This is a genomic window from Bradyrhizobium manausense (assembly GCF_018131105.1).
Lineage (GTDB): Bacteria > Pseudomonadota > Alphaproteobacteria > Rhizobiales > Xanthobacteraceae > Bradyrhizobium > Bradyrhizobium manausense_B.
Genome location: NZ_JAFCJI010000001.1, coordinates 1,848,350 through 1,867,543, shown reverse-complemented (window position 1 = coordinate 1,867,543; position 19,194 = coordinate 1,848,350). Strand labels below are relative to the sequence as shown.

17 protein-coding genes are annotated in these 19,194 nt (G+C 63.7%); 9 read left to right on the top strand and 8 right to left on the bottom strand.

The genetic code is table 11. From position 1 onward, the window contains the following. Positions 1 to 36 precede the first annotated feature (36 nt). Together JQ631_RS08720 and JQ631_RS08715 are read right to left on the bottom strand one after the other, a co-directional pair. Positions 37 to 423 (bottom strand): nuclear transport factor 2 family protein, encoded by a 387-nt coding sequence (locus tag JQ631_RS08720; protein WP_212325493.1) that lies wholly within the window; start codon positions 421 to 423, stop codon positions 37 to 39. Positions 424 to 433: 10 nt separating this feature from the next. Further along, a complete protein-coding gene (locus tag JQ631_RS08715; protein WP_212325492.1) occupies positions 434 to 2,110 on the bottom strand; it encodes a glutamine--tRNA ligase/YqeY domain fusion protein in 1,677 nt (558 codons plus the stop codon). Between the two features lie 155 nt (positions 2,111 to 2,265). Here JQ631_RS08715 and gltX point away from each other — a divergent pair, with 155 nt between their 5' ends. From gltX to JQ631_RS08675, 8 genes are all read left to right on the top strand, one after another. Beyond that, positions 2,266 to 3,693: a glutamate--tRNA ligase gene (gene gltX / locus JQ631_RS08710; protein WP_212325491.1), complete on the top strand. Its 1,428-nt coding sequence runs from the start codon at positions 2,266 to 2,268 to the stop codon at positions 3,691 to 3,693. Positions 3,694 to 3,849: 156 nt separating this feature from the next. Beyond that, positions 3,850 to 5,154 carry a citrate synthase gene (gene gltA, locus JQ631_RS08705; RefSeq protein ID WP_212325490.1) on the top strand — a complete coding sequence of 435 codons (1,305 nt, stop codon included), beginning with the start codon at positions 3,850 to 3,852 and terminating at the stop codon, positions 5,152 to 5,154. A 197-nt stretch (positions 5,155 to 5,351) separates the two neighbouring features. Beyond that, the gene (locus tag JQ631_RS08700; protein ID WP_212325489.1) at positions 5,352 to 6,530 is read left to right on the top strand and encodes an ROK family transcriptional regulator; all 1,179 of its coding nucleotides are present in this window, start codon (positions 5,352 to 5,354) and stop codon (positions 6,528 to 6,530) included. An 84-nt stretch (positions 6,531 to 6,614) separates the two neighbouring features. After that, on the top strand, positions 6,615 to 7,901 hold the full coding sequence (locus JQ631_RS08695) for an ABC transporter substrate-binding protein (RefSeq protein WP_212325488.1): 1,287 nt from the start codon (positions 6,615 to 6,617) through the stop codon (positions 7,899 to 7,901). Further along, on the top strand, positions 7,898 to 8,827 hold the full coding sequence (locus JQ631_RS08690; RefSeq protein ID WP_212325487.1) for a carbohydrate ABC transporter permease: 930 nt from the start codon (positions 7,898 to 7,900) through the stop codon (positions 8,825 to 8,827). The genes JQ631_RS08695 and JQ631_RS08690 overlap by 4 nt, the downstream gene beginning before the upstream one ends. Then, positions 8,820 to 9,677: a carbohydrate ABC transporter permease gene (locus JQ631_RS08685; RefSeq protein WP_212325485.1), complete on the top strand. Its 858-nt coding sequence runs from the start codon at positions 8,820 to 8,822 to the stop codon at positions 9,675 to 9,677. The genes JQ631_RS08690 and JQ631_RS08685 overlap by 8 nt, the downstream gene beginning before the upstream one ends. A 10-nt stretch (positions 9,678 to 9,687) precedes the next feature. After that, positions 9,688 to 10,803, top strand: coding sequence for an ABC transporter ATP-binding protein (locus JQ631_RS08680; RefSeq protein ID WP_212325483.1), 1,116 nt, complete (start codon positions 9,688 to 9,690; stop codon positions 10,801 to 10,803). Further along, positions 10,800 to 11,567, top strand: coding sequence for an SDR family NAD(P)-dependent oxidoreductase (locus JQ631_RS08675; protein ID WP_212325481.1), 768 nt, complete (start codon positions 10,800 to 10,802; stop codon positions 11,565 to 11,567). The genes JQ631_RS08680 and JQ631_RS08675 overlap by 4 nt, the downstream gene beginning before the upstream one ends. On the opposite strand, the gene lpxB is transcribed toward JQ631_RS08675, so the two are convergent. Genes lpxB through lpxA form a run of 3 tightly spaced genes read right to left on the bottom strand, consistent with a single transcriptional unit; the run spans position 11,564 to position 14,416 of the window. Further along, complete coding sequence (gene lpxB / locus JQ631_RS08670) at positions 11,564 to 12,748, bottom strand: lipid-A-disaccharide synthase (protein ID WP_212325479.1); 1,185 nt, start codon at positions 12,746 to 12,748, stop codon at positions 11,564 to 11,566. The two genes, JQ631_RS08675 and lpxB, sit on opposite strands and share 4 nt — an antisense overlap. Continuing rightward, positions 12,745 to 13,602, bottom strand: a complete 858-nt coding sequence (locus JQ631_RS08665; RefSeq protein WP_212328539.1) for an LpxI family protein — start codon at positions 13,600 to 13,602, stop codon at positions 12,745 to 12,747. Before JQ631_RS08665 ends, lpxB begins: the two co-directional genes overlap by 4 nt. 19 nt (positions 13,603 to 13,621) lie before the next feature. Beyond that, on the bottom strand, positions 13,622 to 14,416 hold the full coding sequence (lpxA, locus tag JQ631_RS08660; protein WP_212325478.1) for an acyl-ACP--UDP-N-acetylglucosamine O-acyltransferase: 795 nt from the start codon (positions 14,414 to 14,416) through the stop codon (positions 13,622 to 13,624). 175 nt (positions 14,417 to 14,591) lie between these two features. On the opposite strand from lpxA, the gene JQ631_RS08655 reads away from it, so the two are divergent. Continuing rightward, positions 14,592 to 14,936 (top strand): KTSC domain-containing protein, encoded by a 345-nt coding sequence (locus tag JQ631_RS08655; protein WP_212325477.1) that lies wholly within the window; start codon positions 14,592 to 14,594, stop codon positions 14,934 to 14,936. Positions 14,937 to 14,943: 7 nt separating this feature from the next. Here the strand turns inward: JQ631_RS08655 and fabZ are convergent, their stop codons facing one another. The 3 genes from fabZ to bamA all read right to left on the bottom strand — a co-directional run bounded on the left by fabZ (position 14,944) and on the right by bamA (position 19,160). Further along, complete coding sequence (gene fabZ, locus JQ631_RS08650) at positions 14,944 to 15,405, bottom strand: 3-hydroxyacyl-ACP dehydratase FabZ (protein ID WP_018320213.1); 462 nt, start codon at positions 15,403 to 15,405, stop codon at positions 14,944 to 14,946. Beyond that, entirely contained in the window at positions 15,402 to 16,469 is a 1,068-nt protein-coding gene (gene lpxD / locus JQ631_RS08645; RefSeq protein WP_212328538.1) for a UDP-3-O-(3-hydroxymyristoyl)glucosamine N-acyltransferase, read from the bottom strand. The genes fabZ and lpxD overlap by 4 nt, the downstream gene beginning before the upstream one ends. A 150-nt stretch (positions 16,470 to 16,619) precedes the next feature. Further along, complete coding sequence (gene bamA / locus JQ631_RS08640; RefSeq protein WP_212325476.1) at positions 16,620 to 19,160, bottom strand: outer membrane protein assembly factor BamA; 2,541 nt, start codon at positions 19,158 to 19,160, stop codon at positions 16,620 to 16,622. Between the last annotated feature and the right edge of the window lie 34 nt (positions 19,161 to 19,194).

Genomic DNA, 19,194 nt, shown 5'->3' with positions numbered 1-19,194 from the left:
CCTTCGGGCCATCCCGGAATGACGAGGCCGGTGGAGCTAAATCAGCGGCGCCTTCGCCGAGGCATGGTGATTGACGATCTTCCAGTCGCCGTCCTCGCGGATGATGACCCAGCTCATCTTGACGATGAAATCCGGGCGCTCGCCGGCGAGATCGAACGTGATGGTGGCGCCCATGTTGATCAGGTCAGGACCGGCCTGAGCTGCATTGACCTCGGAAAACGCCGCGCTCGGTTTGCGCCAGCGCGGCAGGCCGTTGAAGTAGTCGGCGACGCCGTCCCTGCCCCGATAGAGCTTTGGGTTGGAGCCGAAGAAGAACGCATTCCTGGAGTAAAGCGACGACAGCGCGGCCGCGTCGAGCGTCGCGAAGCCGGCACACCATTTCGCGATGGTTGTGGAAACAACGGTATCGGCTTCATTGCTCATGTTGCGTCCCTCAGCCCTTCGCGACTTCCTTGGCAAACGTATCGCGCAGGCCGATGGTGCGTGAGAACACCGGCTTGCCCGGCCTCGAGTCCTTGTCGCGCACGAAATAGCCCTGGCGCTCGAACTGCATCGGCTCGGTCGCATTGCTCTCCGCAACGGAGGCCTCGATCCGCGCGTCGGATAAAATCTCCAGCGACTGCGGATTGAGATCGGCCGCGAAGTTCGCGGCGTCCGGGCTCGGATTGGCGAACAGCTGGTTGTAGATTCGTATCTCAGCCGGCACCGAATTGGCCGCCGGTAGCCAATGCATGGTCGCCTTGACCTTGCGGCCGTCGGGCGCGTTGCCGCCCTTGGTCGCGGGATCGTAGGTGCAGCGCAGCTCCACCACCTCGCCCTTGTCGTTCTTGATCACACCGGTGCACTTGACGAAATAAGCATAGCGCAGCCGCACCTCGTTGCCCGGCGACAGGCGGAAGAACTTCTTCGGCGGGTTCTCCATGAAATCGTCCTGCTCGATATAGAGCTCGCGGCCGAAATTGATCTTGCGCGTGCCGGCGCTGGGATCATCGGGATGATTGATCGCCTCGAGCTCCTCGGTCTGCCCTTCGGGATAGTTCTCGATCACGACCTTGAGCGGCCGCAGCACGCCCATGCGCCGCTGCGACGTGCGATTGAGCTCCTCGCGGATGCAGAACTCCAGCATGCCGACATCGACGACGCTGTTGGCCTTGGCGACGCCGATGCGCTTGATGAACTCGCGAAGTGCTGCCGGCGGCACGCCACGGCGGCGCATGCCCGCCATGGTCGGCATGCGCGGATCATCCCAGCCGGCGACATGGCCGTCGCGGACGAGCTGGGTCAGCACGCGCTTGGACAGCAGCGTGTAGGTGATGTTGAGCCGCGCCATTTCGTACTGGTGCGGCTTCGACGGCACTGGCAGCTTTTCGATGAACCAGTCATAGAGCGGCCGGTGGTCCTCGAACTCCAGCGTGCAGATCGAGTGCGTGATGCCCTCGATCGCATCCGACTGGCCGTGGGCATAGTCGTAGCTTGGATAGATGCTCCACTTGGTGCCGGTGCGCGGATGGTGCGCATGCAGGATGCGGTACAGCACGGGGTCGCGCAGATTGATGTTGCCCGAAGACATTTCGATCTTGGCCCGCAGCACGCGCGCGCCATTCGGGAATTCACCCGCCTTCATGCGGCGGAACAGGTCGAGATTCTCATCCACCGTGCGGTCGCGAAACGGGGAGTTCTTGCCGGGCTCGGTCAGCGTGCCGCGCGCGAGGCGAATCTCCTCCTGGGACTGGTCGTCGACATAGGCCAGGCCATCGCGGATCAGCTTCTCCGCCCATTCGTACAGGCGGTCGAAATAGTCCGAAGCGAAGAACAGGTTCTTGCCCCAGTCGTAACCGAGCCAGTGCACGTCGGCCTGGATGGAATCGATATATTCCTGCTCTTCCTTGACCGGATTGGTGTCGTCGAAGCGCAGGTGACAGCGCCCGGGAAACTCCTGGGCGATGCCGAAATTGAGGGCGATCGACTTGGCGTGGCCGATATGCAGGTAACCGTTCGGCTCCGGCGGGAACCGAGTCACGATCTCCTTGTACCTGGCCTGATCGAGGTCGGCCTGGATGATGTCACGAATGAAATCGCGCCCAACCTCAGTCGCCACCGGTTCTGTCATTACGAAAATCCTGTAGGGAAATCAGCGGTCCTTCTGCCAAATTCGCGTGGCTGAGCCAAGGGCTTAAGCATGGACTTGGCGGTCCGCTGCCGGGCTTTAGTTATGCGCCGGTCCTGTTATATACCACCGCTTCCAATGCATAGGCCCCGCCAAGAATGACCGATTCCGTCGTCACCCGCTTTGCTCCCTCGCCGACCGGCTTCCTCCATATCGGAGGCGCCCGCACCGCGCTGTTCAACTGGCTCTATGCGAAGAAGCGCGGCGGCAAGATGCTGCTCCGGATCGAGGACACCGACCGGGAGCGTTCCACCGAGGCCGCGATCGGCGCAATTCTGGACGGCCTGAAATGGCTGGAGCTCGGCTGGGATGGCGATGTCATCTATCAGTTCAGCCGCGCCGCCCGGCATCGCGAGGTCGCCGAGCAGCTGCTTGCCGATGGCAAGGCCTATCGCTGCTATGCCACCGTCGAGGAGCTGACCGCGATGCGCGAGAAGGCGCGCGCGGAGGGCCGCACCCGTCTCTATGACGGCCTGTGGCGCGACCGCGACCCGGCAACGGCACCGTCCGACGTCAAGCCGACCATCCGCCTGCGCGCGCCGCAGACCGGCGAGACCGTGATCGAGGACCAGGTGCAGGGCCGCGTGGTCTGGCAGAATGAGAACCTCGACGACCTCGTTCTGCTGCGCGGCGATGGCAACCCGACCTACATGCTCGCGGTGGTCGTGGACGACCACGATATGGGCGTGACCCACGTCATCCGCGGCGACGACCACCTGATCAATGCCGCCCGCCAGAAGCAGATCTACGATGCGATGGGCTGGGCGCTGCCGAGCATGTCGCACATCCCCCTGATCCACGGCCCGGACGGCTCGAAACTCTCCAAGCGGCACGGCGCGCTCGGCGTCGATGCCTATCGCGCCATGGGGTACCTGCCGGCGGCGCTGCGCAACTACCTCGTGCGGCTCGGCTGGAGCCATGGCGACCAGGAACTCTTCTCGACCGAGGAGATGATCGCCGCGTTCGATCTCGCAAGCGTCGGCCGTGCTGCCGCCCGCTTCGATTTCGCCAAGCTGGAGAATCTCAACGGCCATTACATCCGCCATGCCGACGATCAATCGCTTGTGAAGATGTTCGAGGACGTGCTCGATCACGTCGTGCCCGCCCGCGACGAGATTAAGGCCAAGTTAAACGACACCACGCGCGCCCAGCTTCTCAAGGCCATGCCGGCCCTGAAGGAGCGCGCCAAAACGCTGATCGAGCTGATCGACGGCGCCTACTTCATCTTCGCCGACCGGCCGTTGCAGCTCGATCCCAAGGCGGCAGCCCTGCTGACGCCTGAGAACCGCAAGCTGATCGGCCAGCTTCATTCCGCGCTGGAGAATGTCGAGAGCTGGAGCGGCGCCGCCACGGAAGCCGCGCTGCGCGCTTTTGCCGAGGAAAATAGTCTCAAGCTCGGCGCAGTCGCCCAACCGTTACGGGCGGCGCTGACCGGCCGCACCACATCACCAGGCATATTTGAGGTTTTGGACGTGCTCGGACGCCAGGAAAGCCTTGGCCGGCTCAAGGATCAGTCCACGGACTAGTCTAAGGCGTAAGGAGGCCATGGCTGCCATGATCTTGCAGCGCACACAGCAATAATATACCCATCTCCCCGTACATTCTGGAACATCCGGCCTGCCCCATCTTCTTCCCGGGGGCCTCCGGCTCCGGCCCGTTTCACCACACATCGGGGACCAACGATGGACGCAAAACCAAGCAACAAGACCGCCACGCTGACGGTCGGAAACAAGAATTACGATCTTCCGATTCACAGCGGCAGCGTCGGACCTGATGTCATCGATATCGGCAAGCTGTACGGCCAGTCCGGCCTGTTCACTTACGATCCCGGCTTCACCTCGACCGCGAGCTGCCAGTCCAAGATCACCTATATCGACGGTGACGCTGGCGTGCTGGAATACCGCGGCTACCCGATCGAGCAGCTCGCCGAGAACGGCGACTTCCTCGAGACCTGCTATCTGCTGCTCTACGGGAGCCTGCCGACCGCCGCGCAGAAGAAGGATTTCGACGATCGCGTGATCCATCACACGATGGTGCACGAACAGATGGCCCGGTTCTTCCAGGGCTTCCGCCGCGACGCCCATCCGATGGCCGTGATGGTGGCTTCGGTCGGCGCGCTCGCCGCGTTCTACCACGACTCCACCGACATCAATGATCCGAAGCAGCGCATGATCGCTTCCATGCGCATGATCGCGAAGATCCCGACGCTGGCGGCGATGGCCTACAAGTACACGGTCGGCCAGCCCTTCGTGTATCCGAAGAACTCGCTCACCTTCGCCGAGAACTTCCTCAACATGTGCTTCGCCGTGCCGTGCGAGGAGTACAAGATCAATCCGGTGCTCGCCGACGCGCTGGACAAGATCTTCATCCTGCATGCCGACCACGAGCAGAACGCCTCGACCTCGACGGTGCGTATCGCCGGCTCCTCCGGCGCCAACCCGTTCGCCTGCATCGCCGCCGGCATCGCCTGCCTCTGGGGCCCGGCCCATGGCGGCGCCAACGAAGCCGCGCTTGCGATGCTCGCCGAGATCGGCTCCGTCGACAAGATCCCCGAGTTCATTGCCAAGGTGAAGGACAAGAATTCTGAAGTCCGCCTGATGGGCTTCGGTCATCGCGTCTACAAGAACTACGATCCGCGCGCCAAGATCATGCAGAAGATGTGTCACGCCGTGCTCAAGGAGACCGGTCATGGCGACGATCCGATGCTGAAGGTGGCGCTCGAGCTCGAGAAGATCGCGCTCAGCGACCAGTACTTCATCGACCGCAAGCTGTACCCGAACGTCGACTTCTATTCGGGCATCACGCTGAAGGCGATGGGCTTCCCGGTCTCGATGTTCACCGTGCTGTTCGCGGTCGCCCGCACCGTTGGCTGGATCAGCCAGTGGAGCGAGATGATCGAGGACCCGCAGCAGAAGATCGGCCGTCCGCGCCAGCTCTACACCGGCGTCACCCGCCGCGACTACGTCGCGATGAAGGATCGCAAGTAAGTCCTGGCCGACAAGGCTTTCGAAACGGCGCCATCTCACGATGGCGCCGTTTTCGTTTGCGCACCCTACGAACTGATGAGGCCGCCCCTCGTCTTGTGCCCCGCACAACAACAAGTGCACGCATCACGCCGACAAGCGCTTGACAGTTGAAACGCTCCGCGGGCAAATTCTTACCCTAAGTAAGAATGACGATAGGGATGGAAATGCCGGAGCAGCCGAGAAGTCGGCGGCAGACGCGCGCTGCCATTTTGACTCATCTACTGCAGTCCGGCGGCTCGTTCCGGCCGCCGCTGGCAAAGGCCGTGCGCCTGTCCGAAGCGAGCCTGTCGCGCATCCTGTTTGATCTGAAAGCAGAAGGCCTGATCGAGGAAGTCAGGCGCCCTGCCCCTTATGTCGGCGGCCCGACGGGTCTGGTGTCGCTCGATCGTACGGTGGCGCTCGCGGCGCTCGAGCTCACCGAACGCTGGCTCAGCGTCGGCGTTGGCGGTCTGTCGGGCGAACTGCATTACACCGAGCGCGTGCCGCTGCCGAAGAAGCCGACCGTCGAATCCGTCGGCCGCGTATTTCGCGAGGCGCTGGTCTTGCTGCGAGACTGGACACGGCGGCGCCGCATCGGACTAGCGCAGGTCGGCGTCACCGTTCCAGGCCTCGGCCGGCTGAGTGAGTTCGGCAACCCGATCATTCCCTGCGATGTCGAACGGATCGGCGACATGTTCGGCGAACTGTTCGCGGGTGTGCCGGTCACTTTCACCAATTCGGTGGTGGCGCACGCCACTTTCCATCGTTGCCGCACGGACAACTACCCGTTCGACGACGCGCATCTGTTCGTGTTCGTCGGCCAGGGCGTCGCCGGCGCCTGGGTGGACGATCCGATCGAAGATGACGCGCTCGACCCGGTCGAGCTCGGCCACATGGTGTTCGGAACCGGCGGCCCCCGCTGCCGCTGCGGTCATCATGGCTGCGTCGAAGCCTACACGTCGCTGCCGGCGCTGGCCGAGCTGCTGCGCACCACCGAGGCCGAACTGCTCCAGCTCGGCAGTGATTGGGTGACCACGATCCCCCTCACAGCACGGGTTCGCCAGGAATTGCGCCAGCGCCTCTTCCGGCTTGGCCTTGCCATCGGCAACACATTGAACGTCAAGCCATGCCGCGGCGTTGTCGTCAGCGGCTGGCCATCGCTTCTCACGGAAGATGACCGAAAAGCCGTCGTTGACGGGATCGATGCATGCCTGTTGGGCGGACGGAAACTGGCGCAAATGTCGCTCGCCTTCGTTCCGCCCTCGAACGGCAATGATCCGCAGGCAGCCCTCGCCTTCGCTGGGTTCTGCCTGGCGAGATCTGGCGGAATGCCGTCCGCATCGACGGAGGCTGCCTGACATGACGTAAGCCGCGTGCGGCTCGCGCACGCCAACAACAGCGCCAAAATCGCGCAAACAACTTCACACCCGGGAGAAACTGCCATGCCAATCACAACAACACGGCGTCGTCTGCTCGCTGGATCCGCTGCCGCACTTGCGTTTCCGGCCCTCGCCCGCGCGCAAGGCGCGGTCAAGCCGCGCCTCACCGCAATCTCGCAATGGTCCGCGGGCAGCGATGGAGCCGCCATCACGGCGCTCGGCAAGAAGTTCGAGGAGAAAGGCGGCATCTGGCAGCACTCGCCCGTCCCCGGCTTCACCACCGAGATGATGAACAAGCTGCGGGCCCAGATCATCGCCGGCGATCCGCCGGCTTGCTCGCAGCTCAAGGGTCCCGAGATTGCCGCCTGGTCGAAGATCGCTCCGACCGTCGATCTCGACGCCGTGGTCGCGGCTGCGGGCTACGAGAAGGTCGTCGCGCCGGACCTTGCAAAACTGCACAAGCCGGCGGGCAAGTGGATCGCGCTGCCCCTGCAGATCTACAGCACGAACATGCTGTTTCTCTCCAAGCGCGGGATGGACAAGGCCAAGGCGGACAAGGTCCCCGTCACCTGGGCTGACTTCAATGCTCTTGCCGAGAAAATGAAGTCGGCCGGCATGGCCTATCCCATCGCCAACGGCGGCACCCGCCCCGATGACGGGCAAAAGTTCGAGGCCTCCTTCGCCGGCATCAGCCCGACGGCATACCGCGCTGCCATCATGAATCTCGACAAGAAGGCCCTGCAGGGGCCCGAGATCAAGGCGGCCTTCGCACAGACGCGCAAGATCGCCGACTGGTGTGACCCCAATGTCGGCGCCCAACCCTATGCCACCAATCTGAAGCGTTTCGTCGATGGCGACATGGGCATGTTGATCATGGGCGGCTGGGCACAGGGCGTGTTGAAGAACGCCGGTTTCAAGTTCGACGACTACGTCATCACCCCCGGCCCCAGTGACAATAGCAAGCCGGTGTTCCTGTTGAATGCCGATGCCTTCATCTTCTGGCAGCGCAAGGAGGCCGACCTCCAGGCCGGCCAGATGCTGATGGCTCAGCTCGTGATGGATCCGGCGATCCAGACCATGTACTCGCAGATCACCGGATCGATCCCCGTGCGCACCGATGTCGATCTGTCCGGTGAAGGCTGGTCGGATGGCCAGCGGCGGACCGCAGCAGCGCTGAAAGACGCGGTCGCCAGCAACCAGGCCGTCCTGAGCGTTGCGCACAACATGGCGCAGGAAAACGGCCTCACCGCTGCGATGATCGACGTCATCACCGAATATGTGAAGAACAAGACGATCAAGCCGGAGGAGGCTGTCACGCGCCTCGCCGAGGCCGTCGAGAGCTCGCGTTGACCAACGCCGCCTCGACAGCAACGCAACCGGGCCGGTCGGCGACCTCTGAAGCGGTGCGCCGGCTGCCCGAATATCTCATGATCTGGGTGCCGCTGCTGTTGTCAGCAGCGCACCTCATTTCGTTTTCGATCTGGACGATCTGGATTTCGTTCACGCCGTCCACCCTCATTCCGGTCTCGGGCTGGGTTGGCCTGCGCAACTACACCGCGGTCCTCGCGTCGCGGAACTGGCAGATTGCCTTCGACAATCTGCTGCTGTTCGGCATCGCCTTCGTGCTGCTCAGCCTGATCACCGGCCTCCTGCTCGCGATCCTGCTCGATCAGCGCATTCGCGGCGAAAACGTGCTGCGGACCATCTTCCTGTATCCCTTGGCCGTGTCGTTCGTCGTCACGGGCACGGTCTGGAGCTGGCTTCTCAATCCCGGCATCGGGATCGAAAAGCTCGCCCATGACCTCGGCTGGACTGCCTTCCACTTCGACTGGCTCGTCAACCGCGACATGGCGATCTGGACCATCGTGATCGCTGCGATCTGGCAATCCTCCGGCTTCGCCATGGCCCTCTTCCTGGCCGGCCTTCGCTCCGTCGATGCCGACATCATCAAGGCCGCGCAGATCGATGGCGCCGGGCCGATCCGAACCTATTGGCGCGTCATCCTGCCGACGCTTTGGCCGATCACCATCACCGTCGTCGTGATCCAGTTGCAGTTTGCGATTTCGGCCTTCGACCTCGTCCGCGCACTCACCAATGGCGGACCGGGAATCGCGACCCAGCTACCGGCCCTCGTCGTCTATGATTTGATGTTCCAGCGCAGCCAGCTCGGCCGCGGTGCCGCAGCGGCGGTCCTGATGCTGCTGATCCTGCTCGCGGTGCTGCTGCCCTATGCGGCGTGGCGTTATGTCCAACGACGGCAGGCCAACCATGCGTGACCGATCCTTCACGCCGGGCCGCATCCTGATCTATCTCGTCGTGACATTGTTCGCGGCAGGCTATCTCGCGCCGCTGGTCGTCGTCGTGCTGAACTCGCTCCGGACGAACGAGGAGATCGCACAGGGGTCGATGATCGGCTGGCCGCAACATTTGGCCTGGGGCAATTACGCCCTCGCCTGGAGCGGCTTCTGCGTCGCCGAGACATGCTCTGGCATCCGGCCGTATATGCTGAACTCCGCGCTGATCACGATTCCCGCGACCATCGTCTCTACCCTGCTTGGTGCCGTCGCCGGTTACGCCGTGTCGCTCTGGCGCTTTCGCGGCGACAACTGGATCTATGGCATCGTGACGCTCGGCCTCTTCCTTCCGCAGCAGATGCGCCTGCTGCCCTGGACCATCGTGCTGCGGGACATCGGCCTCATTAATACGCTGACGGGTCTGGTGCTGATTCACACCATCCAGGGGCTCTCCTTCACCGTGCTGTTCTGTCGAAACTATTATATCGCCATTCCGCACGAACTGATCCGGGCCGCGCGCATCGACGGCGCCGGATTCTTTCGCATCTTCTGGCGGATCATTCTGCCGCTCTCGTCTCCGATCCTGATCGTCACGGTGATCTGGCAGTTCACCCATATCTGGAACGAGTTCCTCTTTGGCGTGACCTTCACGACCGGCCAGCAGCAGCCCGTCACGGCCGCACTCATCGCGCTGTCTGCCGCGGTCGCAGATATTCCCCAGCATGGCGTGCAGAGCGCAGCGGTGATCATCGCAGCCCTGCCGACTTTGCTGATCTATCTGTTCGGCGGCAGGTACTTTGTTCGCGGCCTTACCGCCGGCGCAGTGAAATGATGGATATGTCATGACAGCATTGAGCATTCGCGCCCTGTCCAAGCGCTACGCCAATCTGGAGGTGCTGAAAGGCATCGATCTCGATATCGAGAGCGGCGAGTTCACAGTGCTGGTCGGGCCGTCCGGCTGCGGCAAGTCCACGCTGCTCAACATTGTCGCGGGGCTCGATCGCGCGAGTGACGGCACGATCGAGATCGGCGGGCGCGTCGTCAATGACGTGCCGCCCAAGGACCGCGACATCGCCATGGTGTTCCAGTCCTACGCGCTCTATCCGTCGATGACAGTGCGCCAGAACATCACATTCGGCATGGAATGCCGAGGTGTCGCCAAGGCGGAGCAGGAGAAGGCGCTGGCGAATGTCGCCCGTCTCCTCCAGATCGAGCCGCTGCTCGGCCGCAAGCCGTCGCAATTGTCCGGCGGCCAGCGCCAGCGCGTGGCGATGGGGCGGGCGCTGGTGCGCGATCCCCTGCTCTTCCTGTTCGACGAGCCGCTCTCCAACCTCGACGCCAAGCTGCGCGTCGAGATGCGCATGGAGATCAAGCGGCTGCACCAGCGCATCGGCGCCACCATCATCTATGTCACCCACGACCAGATCGAGGCGATGACGATGGCAACCCGCATCGCCGTGATGCATCGCGGCGTCGTGCAGCAATTCGCCGATCCGGACACCATCTATCGCTATCCGGCCAATCTGTTCGTCGCGCGCTTCATGGGTTCACCGCCGATGAACACGATGCCGGCCCGGCTCGAGACCGACGCCGGAGGGCTCGTGGTGGTGATCGGCGCAGGCCGGCCAGATGAAGTCCGCATCCGCCTGCAGGGCTATGAGGCAGCATCATCCTATGTCGGCCGCGAGGTCGTGCTCGGGATCCGGCCGGAATGCATCGCCGAAGGCGACCGCGTGTTCTCTGGCGCTACCGGCGCGCCCGTCATCGTCACCGCGCCGGTCGAGCTGGTCGAACCCACGGGCGCCGAGACCATCGTTCTGCTGCGGCTTGGCGGCGAGCCCGCGCAGGCACGCATCTCGCCGGACATCCGGCCCACACCGGGCGCGACCGCCTCCTTCGCGCTCGATACCCGCCGCATTTGCCTGTTCGACCCCGAGACGGAGCGACTGATCGCATGACCCAGACGACCTATGCCGACCTCGCCAATCGCGTGGTGGTGATCACCGGAGGCGCCAGCGGCATCGGCGCCGCCTTTACGCGCGCGTTTGCCGCTCAGGGCGCGCGTGTCGCCTTCCTCGATCTCGACACCCAAGCGGGCGAAGCGCTGGCGCAGGAGTTGGCGAAGACCTCTCGCACGGCACCGCTGTTCGTGCCCTGCGACCTCATGGATATCGACGCCCTGCGTGCTGCACTGGCAAAGGTACAGGGTTCGCTTGGCGATGCTGCGGTCCTCGTCAACAACGCCGCCAACGACCAGCGCCAGGTGCTTTCAGACGTGACGCCGGCGGATTTCGACTGGATGATCGGCGTCAACTTCAAGCACGTCTTCTTTGCCGCACAGGCCGTGGTGCCGCAGATGCAGGCGCGCGGCGGCGGCTCGATCATCAATATGTCGTCGGTGGCCTGGATGCGCGGCGCACCGGCGCTGCCGGTCTATGCCGGGGCCAAGGCGGCGATCGTCGGCTTCACCAATTCGCTGGGCCGCAAGTTCGGCGCCGACCGCATCCGCGTCAACGCCATCGCGCCGGGGATGGTGATCACCGAGCGGCAGCGCCGGCTGTGGTATCCGGACGAGCGGGTCATCACCGAAATGCGCACGCGCCAGGCCGTACCCGACGCGGTGACACCCGACGATATCGCCGACATGGCGCTTTTCCTTGCCTCAGACGCGAGCCGGCGCATCAGCTGCCAGTGTTTCCGCGTGGATGGCGGCTTGGCCTAGCTGCCGGCCCGCCCCTTCCGCATCGTCGCGAGCACGATGTCGGCGGCGAGCACGCTCGGCGTTTTGTTGCCGGTCGACATGATGGTGTCGAGCTGCGCGAAGGCTTCGACCTGTTGCCGTCGCATCGGCGTCTCCGTCAGCACCTCGGAAAGCGCGCCAGCGAGCTTCTCCGGCGTGCAGTCTTCCTGAAGATATTCGGGGATGACGTCCTTGCCGATCACGAGATTGGCGAGGATCACCGAAGAGACCTGGATCGCGCGGCGCAGGATGAAGGCCTCCATCGCACCGACGCGATAGGCCGTCACCATCGGAATGCCCGAAAGCGCGAGTTCCAGCGTCACCGTGCCCGACTTCGCCAGCGCTGCGCGCGCGATCCTGAACGCGGCGCGCCTCTCGGCCTCGCCGACCACGATCTGCGGCTTGACCGGCCAGCTCGCGACGCCCGCGCGGATGGTGGCTTCGAGATGCGACATAGTCGGCAGCATCAATTCGAACGCAACGCCATCAGCCTGCAACCGGCCGAGTGCCGCGCCAAATACATCGAGATGATGCCGGATCTCACTGCGACGGCTGCCGGGCAGCACCAGCAGCACCGGCGTTTCAGCCTCGCGACGCTCTTGCTCGTCCGCATCAGGCCGCAGCGACGGCAATTGTTCGATCAGGGGATGGCCGACATAGCTGCATGGCGGCCCGCCGAGCTTGCGATATTCCTCCGGCTCGAAGGGCAGCAGACCGAGCACGTGATCGACATAGCCGAGCATGGCGCGCGCGCGGCCCGGCCGCCACGCCCAGACCGAGGGCGAGACATAGTCGATCACAGGGATGGCCGGATTCTTCGCACGCACGCGGCGGGCCACGCGGTGCGTGAAATCCGGACTGTCGATGATGACGAGCGCATCGGGCGCAGCCTCGTTCACGGCATCCGCGGTCTCGCGGATCAGCCGCAAGATCTTCGGCAGCTGCTGCACCACCGCGGCAAGACCGACGATCGAAAGCTCCTCGATCGGAAACAGCGTCTCCAGCCCCTCGCGCGCCATGGTGCGGCCGCCGACGCCCTCGAATGCGACGCCATCGCCGAGGCGCTGACGCAGCACCTTCATCAGCGCCGAGCCCAGCCTGTCGCCGGATTCCTCCGTCGCGATCAAAAAGATCTTCCGCTTCGGATCGCGGGTCTGCATCACGCGGGCAGTCCGACGACGAAGAGATATTTGGCGTCCGCAAACCCGATCATCGCCTGCGGTTCGGCGGCAATGGTGTTGCCGGCGATGACGGCGACGCCGGCAAGCCCGGCCTTGGCGACGCCCTCGATTGTGCGCGGGCCGATCGTCGGCAGGTCGAAGCGCAGATCCTGGCCGCTCTTCGGCGCCTTCACCAGCACGCCGCGCCCCGTGGCAGCGCGGATCCGGCCCTCCTCGCGCAGCCGCGCCACGCGCGCCAGCAGCGCATCGGTGCCCTCGATGTCCTCGACCGCTACCACATGACCGTCGATCACCACCGCGGCCTGGCCGATGTCGAACGGTCCAAGCGCGGAGAGCACCGCGCGCCCGCGCTCGATGTCGCCCTTGGCGTTGTCGGCCGGCCAGGCCCGAGTGATGCAGCCTTCGGGCATCAACAGGTCGGGAGCAACGTCCTTGATGCCGACCATGCGAAAGCCGTCCTGCTCGAGGATCCGCCCGACGCCGGACAACAGATGATCGTCGCCGCCGCGGAAAGCACGGATGACGTTGCCGATCAATCGCAGCGTCTTGATGTCGAAGCGGATCTCGGTGAGCGACGGCCGCACCAGCGTGCCGATGAAGATCAGGTCGCGGCAGCCCTCCTCACGAAACAGCCGCATGGCGCGGCCAAGCTGGCCAACCGAGATCCAGCGATGGCGGAATTTCTCGACCAGCGCCGGATCGCAGGCACCCCGTAACGGAAACAGCACCGGCGTGATGCCGCGCGCGGCGAGCGACTCGGCGACAGCGAACGGCATCGCGCCGCCGCCGGCGACGACGCCGACCGGTGATGAAATCTCCGAAGCCGCCGATGTCATGACCGCGGCCATCCCAGGATCACTTCGCAATGGCGGGAAGACAGAGCGGGCGATGCTTGCCCTTGCCGATGAAGTCGAGGATTTCGGCGATCGCGGGATCTTCGCCCGCCAACGGCTGCACAGCCGCGAGGCGTTCCGCGAACATGCCGGAGCCGTGGAAGAGCTTCTGGTAGAACCCACGCACAATCGCCAGCCGCTGCTTGGTAAACTTGCGGCGCTTCATGCCGATGATGTTGAGGCCCTCGAGCGCGGCGTACTGGCCGTTGACGAGGCCGAACGGAATGATGTCGTCGCGCACGCCGCAGACGCCGCCGACCATGACCTGCGGCCCGATGCGGGTAAACTGATGCACCGCAGACAGGCCGCCGATGAAGACGAAGTCGCCGATCTCGGCGTGACCGCCGAGCGTCGCCGAGGTCGCGAAGATCACATCGTTGCCGACATGGCAGTCGTGCCCGACGTGGCTGCAATTCATGAAATAGCCGCGGTCGCCGACCGTGGTGATGCCGCCGCCGGCGACGGTGCCGGCATTCATGGTCACGGATTCGCGAAGCGTGCAGCCCGAACCGATCGCGAGCTTCGTCAGCTCGCCGCGATAGCTCAGCGACTGCGGCGGTGTCCCCAACGAGACGAAGGGATAGATGGTGCAATTGTCGCCGATGGACGTCTGCGCCGTGATGTGCACATGCCCGATCAGCTTGCAGTTCGCGCCGATCACGACATTGGGGCCGATCATGCAGTAGGGCCCGATCTCGGTCCCCTCGCCGATCACGGCGCCGTCCTCGACCCGTGCGGTAGGATCAATCTTACTCATCAAGCAATCTGACTCATCAAGAAGGTCTGATTAGGTGTTGAAGTCGCTCGGTTTTCCGCTGGTTAGCGCGACTATGCCCGATCTGTCCAGTGACGTATCATATCCGCCTGTTTCAGCTGCCGGATGAGCCGGCAATCTTATCCGTCAACGCGTTCATGTGGAGCTTGAAGTTATCGTGGTCAGGGCCGTTGCAATCTTGCTGGCGCAGCTGGCGACCGCGCCGATCATATCCGAGACGATCGAGACCGGCGAACACCGCCTTGTCGATCTCAAGACGTTCGAGTGCCGCGACATCACCCGCAGCACCGTGCTCCAGCGCGTCTGTTACGACCGCGCGCAGCAGGACCTCATCGTAGCCGTGAAGGGCGCCTATGACCGCTATTGTGGCGTGACGGCAGGTACGGTCGAGCGCCTGCTGGGCGCACCGTCGATGGGCCAGTTCTTCAACCAGAACATCAAGCGCGATGTCACCGCCGCCCGTTACGCCTGCGTGCCTCGAGAACGCACTCGGGGGAGCTGATTCAGCCTCAGTCCGTCAGCATCGCTCCGACATCGGCCTCGGCGACGACCTGACCGTTGACCTTGGCGTCGCCGTGAAACCACCACATGGCCTTGCGGCGGCCGACCGAGCGCATGTGATACTCGATGGTATCGCCCGGCAGCACGGGCTTGCGGAACTTGCACTTGTCGATGGTGAGGAAATACACCGCCCGCGGCTTCTCGGTGCCCTCGACCGACTTGATGCCGATCACGCCGGCGGTCTGCGCCATCGCCTCGATCATCATGACGCCGGGATAGACCGGACGCTCGGGGAAATGTCCCTGGAAGGCCGGCTCGTTGAAGGTGACGTTCTTGATGCCAATGCCGCTGTAATCGGCCCGGATGTTGATGACCCTGTCGATCAGCAGCATCGGAAAACGGTGCGGCAAGGTCTGGAGGATCGCATTGATATCGACCAGCTCGAACTTAACAGGTGATTCCGCCGTCATTCCCGTCCCTCATCCTTCGGATCGACCTTGCCGTCGCGTACCAGGCGCTCCACTGCGATGATTTCCTTGAACCATTGTTTGGTGGGCTTGGCAAAGAAACCGCCCCAGCGACCGTTCGGCGGGATGTCATCCTTGACGCCGCTCATCGCGGTGACCTGGGCCCCGTCGCCGATCTTGAGGTGATTGTTGATGCCAACCTTGGCTCCCAGCGCGACGTTGTCGCCGATGGTCAGGCTGCCCGCGAGCCCGATCTGGGCCGCCAGCAGGCAGTTCCGGCCAATCGTCACATTGTGGCCGATCTGGACCTGATTGTCGATTTTGGTGCCCTCGCCGATCACGGTGTCGCGCAAGGATCCGCGATCGATGGTGGTGCCGGCGCCGACTTCCACATTGTTCTGGATCAGAACACGGCCGGTCTGCGGCACTTTCAAATGGCCCTCCGGGCCGAAGAAGATGAAGCCGTAGCCGTCCTGGCCGATCGAGCAGCCCGGATGGATCAGCACGTTGTTGCCAATCAGCGCGCACTGGACGGCGGTGCGGGCGCCGACATTGCAGTCCCGTCCGATCTTGACGCCAGGGCCAAGCACCACGCCGGCGCCGATCACGGTGCCGCTGCCGATCTCGACATCAGGACCGATGACGGTCAGTGGCTCGACGATGACGTCGTCCTCCAGCCGCGCCGAGGGGTCGATGACGGCCGATGGCGCAATGCCGTCATTGCCGAACCAGGACTGCGGGCGCAGCGCATCGCCGTGCCATTCCCGGGCGATCCCGACGAAGGCGCGGAACGGCTGCGCCGCCCGCAACACCGCGACATGCGGAGGCACCTGGGCTTCGAAACGGGGGCTGACCAGGCAGGCGCCAGCCTTGGTCGCTTTCAGCTCATCGGCATATTTGAGGTTGTCGAAGAACGCCAAATGCATCGGGCCGGCTTCGTCGAGCGAAGCAAGGCCCGTGATGACATGACCGCCCCTGCTGGGGTCGACCAGCTGCGCCTTGGTCTGCGCGGCGATGTCAGCCAGCGTTGAGGCCGGCGGCTGTTTGAAGAAGGTCGGCTGCGCCATTCCACCCCGTCGCGGTCCGGCTTCGGCATGAAGCGGATTGGCCCGCATCATGCCTTATCTCACGGATTGAGCACGATCTTTTTGGCGACCGGCCCCAGGGAACTCCCGGAGGGATTTCCCAATCGGCCGGGTCATGCCCTGCTGATCGAATTAGAACGAGGTGCCGCCGCCGAACCGGAATTCCTGCACGCGGTCATACTTGCCCTTGGTAAGCGGCACTGCGTAGTCGAAGCGCAGCGGACCGAACGGCGAGGCCCAGATCAGACCGACACCGACCGACGAGCGAACCACATTGCCATTGTCATACACCAGGCCGGTACAGGTTCCAGCGCTGCTCGGATTGACGGTCGATGGCGTACAGGAGGAATTCCTGGTCGTGGTCATTTCGTTGGTCACGGACCACGTCGTCGGACCTTGGTAATCGAAGAGACCACCGGCGTCGGCGTAGACCGCGCCCTTCAGCCCCACCTCCTTCGGCAGGAACCAGAATGGCATCTGCAATTCCAGCGAAGCGCCCCAATATTTGGTGCCGCCGAGCGCGTCCTGCGTACCAAAGGGATTCAAATCGCGCGGACCGATGCCGTTCGGCGCAAAGCCGCGGACGAGGTTCGGCCCCATCTGGAAGTGATCCAGCATGCGCAGATCGTCGCTGCCGACCTTGTTCAGGATACCGCCCTGAAGATGGACGACGCCGATAAGATCCGACACCAGGGATTGGTAGTATTTCGCATCGACGACGGTCTTCAGGTAGGAGACGTCGCCGCCGACGCCGGCGAAGTCCTGCCTGAAGTCGACCAGCAGACCATCGGTCGGGTTCTTGTTGTTGTCGAGCGTGTTGTAGGTCAGCGTGTAGCCGAGCGCCGAGGTCAGCGTCTTGCCGTTCGCAAGCTCCTTGCGCACCGGCAGCGAGGCTTCGCCGTCATTGTAGCAGCCAAGGCCATTGGTCGAGCTCAGGTCGATCGGCGGGGTCTGCGACGCAGCAAATGCCGGGCTCGGGTTGAAGGCCGCCGAACCGAGCACGTTGTTACAGTTCGCCAGGAAGGACGGCAGCGTGATTTCCTGCCGGTAGATCGAATAGCGCAGCTGGAGTGCCAGGTCCTCGCGCAACTGGAAGCCGAGGCGCGGCGAGAAGCCCAGCGTCTTGGTGCCGTAGGAGATGTAGCTGTTGGACAGCTGGGTGCGCTGATAGAGGTCGAGGCCGAGCGCGACGCGATAGTCGAGCAGATAGGGTTCGACGAACGACAGCGAGTAGCCGCGGGCGTACTGACCATAGGTCACCGAGGCCTTGGCGAACAGGCCGCGGCCCAGCAGGTTACGCTCGGAGACCGAGACCTCGGCGAGCGCGCCGTCGGTGGTGGAGTAACCGCCCGAGACCGAGAAGTCGCCGGTCGATTTCTCTTCGAGATCGACGACCAGGACGACGCGGTCGCTGGAGGAGCCCGGCTCCGTCGTGATCTTCACGGTCTTGAAGTAGTCGAGGTTCTTCAGGCGGCGCTCGGCGCGGTCGACCAGCGCCCGGTTGTAGGCGTCACCCTCCGAGATGTCGAATTCGCGACGGATCACATAGTCACGGGTACGGGTGTTACCGCGAATATTGATGCGCTCGATATAAGTGCGCGGACCCTCGTCGACGTTGAACACGACCGAGACGGTGTGAGCGTCGAAATTGCGATCGCCGCCCGGACGCACCACCGCGAAGGCATAACCGCGGCGGGAGGCCTCGATCTGCATCTCCTCGACCGATTTCTCGACCGCTTCGACGTTGTAGAGCGAACCGATATTGACGCGCGAGAAGCCGCGCAGCGAGCTCGCGTCGAAGTTCGGGATGCTGGTGCGGAAATCGATGCTGCCGACGCGGTACTGCGAGCCTTCCTCGATCTTGAAGGTGACGTTGAAGCCCTTCTTCTGCGGATCGTATTCGGTGAGCGCGGCCACGACCTGAACGTCGGCAAAGCCGTTCTTCAGGTAGAAGCGGCGAATCAGGTCGCGGTCGGCCTCGACGCGGTCGGGGTCGTAGACGTCGCCGCTGCCGAGGAAGCTCAACAGATTGGTTTCGCGCGTCTTGATGACGTCGCGCAGGCGGTAGGAGGAGAATGCATTGTTGCCGACGAACTCGATCGACTTGACGCCGGTCTTGGCGCCTTCGTTGATCGTGAAGACGAGGTCAACGCGGTTGCTCGGCTGATCGATGATCTCAGGCACCACGGTCACGTCATAGCGGCCGGAGCGACGATAGATTTCGGCGATTCGCAGCGTGTCCGACTGCACCATGGCGCGCGAGAACGTGCCGCGGGCCTTGGACTGGATTTCGGCGGTGAGCTGCTCGTCCTTGATCTTCTTGTTGCCCTCGAACGCGATGCGCCCGATGACCGGGTTTTCCACCACGGAGACAACGAGCGCGCCGCCGGCGCCGCGGTTGATCTTCACGTCCTGGAACAGGCCGGTTTCAATCAGCGCCTTGAGGCCGTCGTCGATGGCGCCCTGATCAAGGCGACCACCCGGGCCAGGCTTGAAATACGAGCGGATCGTCTCCACCTCGACGCGGCGATTTCCTTCGACGGAAATCGACTGCACGGTCTGGGCGAGCGCAGGCGAAGACACAAAGACAGCCCCAACCGGGGCAACCACCGGCGCGCCGAACATGATCAGGGTTGCGAGCAAGCCCCCCCGGAGTCGCAGTCCAAACTTCATGCGCAACGCGCCCTTATCAACGTACCAGACCCAA

Excerpts from the sequence above, each read along its gene's own strand:
- JQ631_RS08720 (WP_212325493.1), bottom strand. The coding sequence starts at position 423 with ATGAGCAATGAAGCCGATACCGTTGTTTCCACAACCATCGCGAAATGG.
- JQ631_RS08715 (WP_212325492.1), bottom strand. The coding sequence starts at position 2,110 with ATGACAGAACCGGTGGCGACTGAGGTTGGGCGCGATTTCATTCGTGAC.
- gltX (WP_212325491.1), top strand. The coding sequence starts at position 2,266 with ATGACCGATTCCGTCGTCACCCGCTTTGCTCCCTCGCCGACCGGCTTC.
- gltA (WP_212325490.1), top strand. The coding sequence starts at position 3,850 with ATGGACGCAAAACCAAGCAACAAGACCGCCACGCTGACGGTCGGAAAC.
- JQ631_RS08700 (WP_212325489.1), top strand. The coding sequence starts at position 5,352 with ATGGAAATGCCGGAGCAGCCGAGAAGTCGGCGGCAGACGCGCGCTGCC.
- JQ631_RS08695 (WP_212325488.1), top strand. The coding sequence starts at position 6,615 with ATGCCAATCACAACAACACGGCGTCGTCTGCTCGCTGGATCCGCTGCC.
- JQ631_RS08685 (WP_212325485.1), top strand. The coding sequence starts at position 8,820 with ATGCGTGACCGATCCTTCACGCCGGGCCGCATCCTGATCTATCTCGTC.
- JQ631_RS08680 (WP_212325483.1), top strand. The coding sequence starts at position 9,688 with ATGACAGCATTGAGCATTCGCGCCCTGTCCAAGCGCTACGCCAATCTG.
- JQ631_RS08675 (WP_212325481.1), top strand. The coding sequence starts at position 10,800 with ATGACCCAGACGACCTATGCCGACCTCGCCAATCGCGTGGTGGTGATC.
- JQ631_RS08665 (WP_212328539.1), bottom strand. The coding sequence starts at position 13,602 with ATGACATCGGCGGCTTCGGAGATTTCATCACCGGTCGGCGTCGTCGCC.
- lpxA (WP_212325478.1), bottom strand. The coding sequence starts at position 14,416 with ATGAGTAAGATTGATCCTACCGCACGGGTCGAGGACGGCGCCGTGATC.
- fabZ (WP_018320213.1), bottom strand. The coding sequence starts at position 15,405 with ATGACGGCGGAATCACCTGTTAAGTTCGAGCTGGTCGATATCAATGCG.
- lpxD (WP_212328538.1), bottom strand. The coding sequence starts at position 16,469 with ATGGCGCAGCCGACCTTCTTCAAACAGCCGCCGGCCTCAACGCTGGCT.
- bamA (WP_212325476.1), bottom strand. The coding sequence starts at position 19,160 with ATGAAGTTTGGACTGCGACTCCGGGGGGGCTTGCTCGCAACCCTGATC.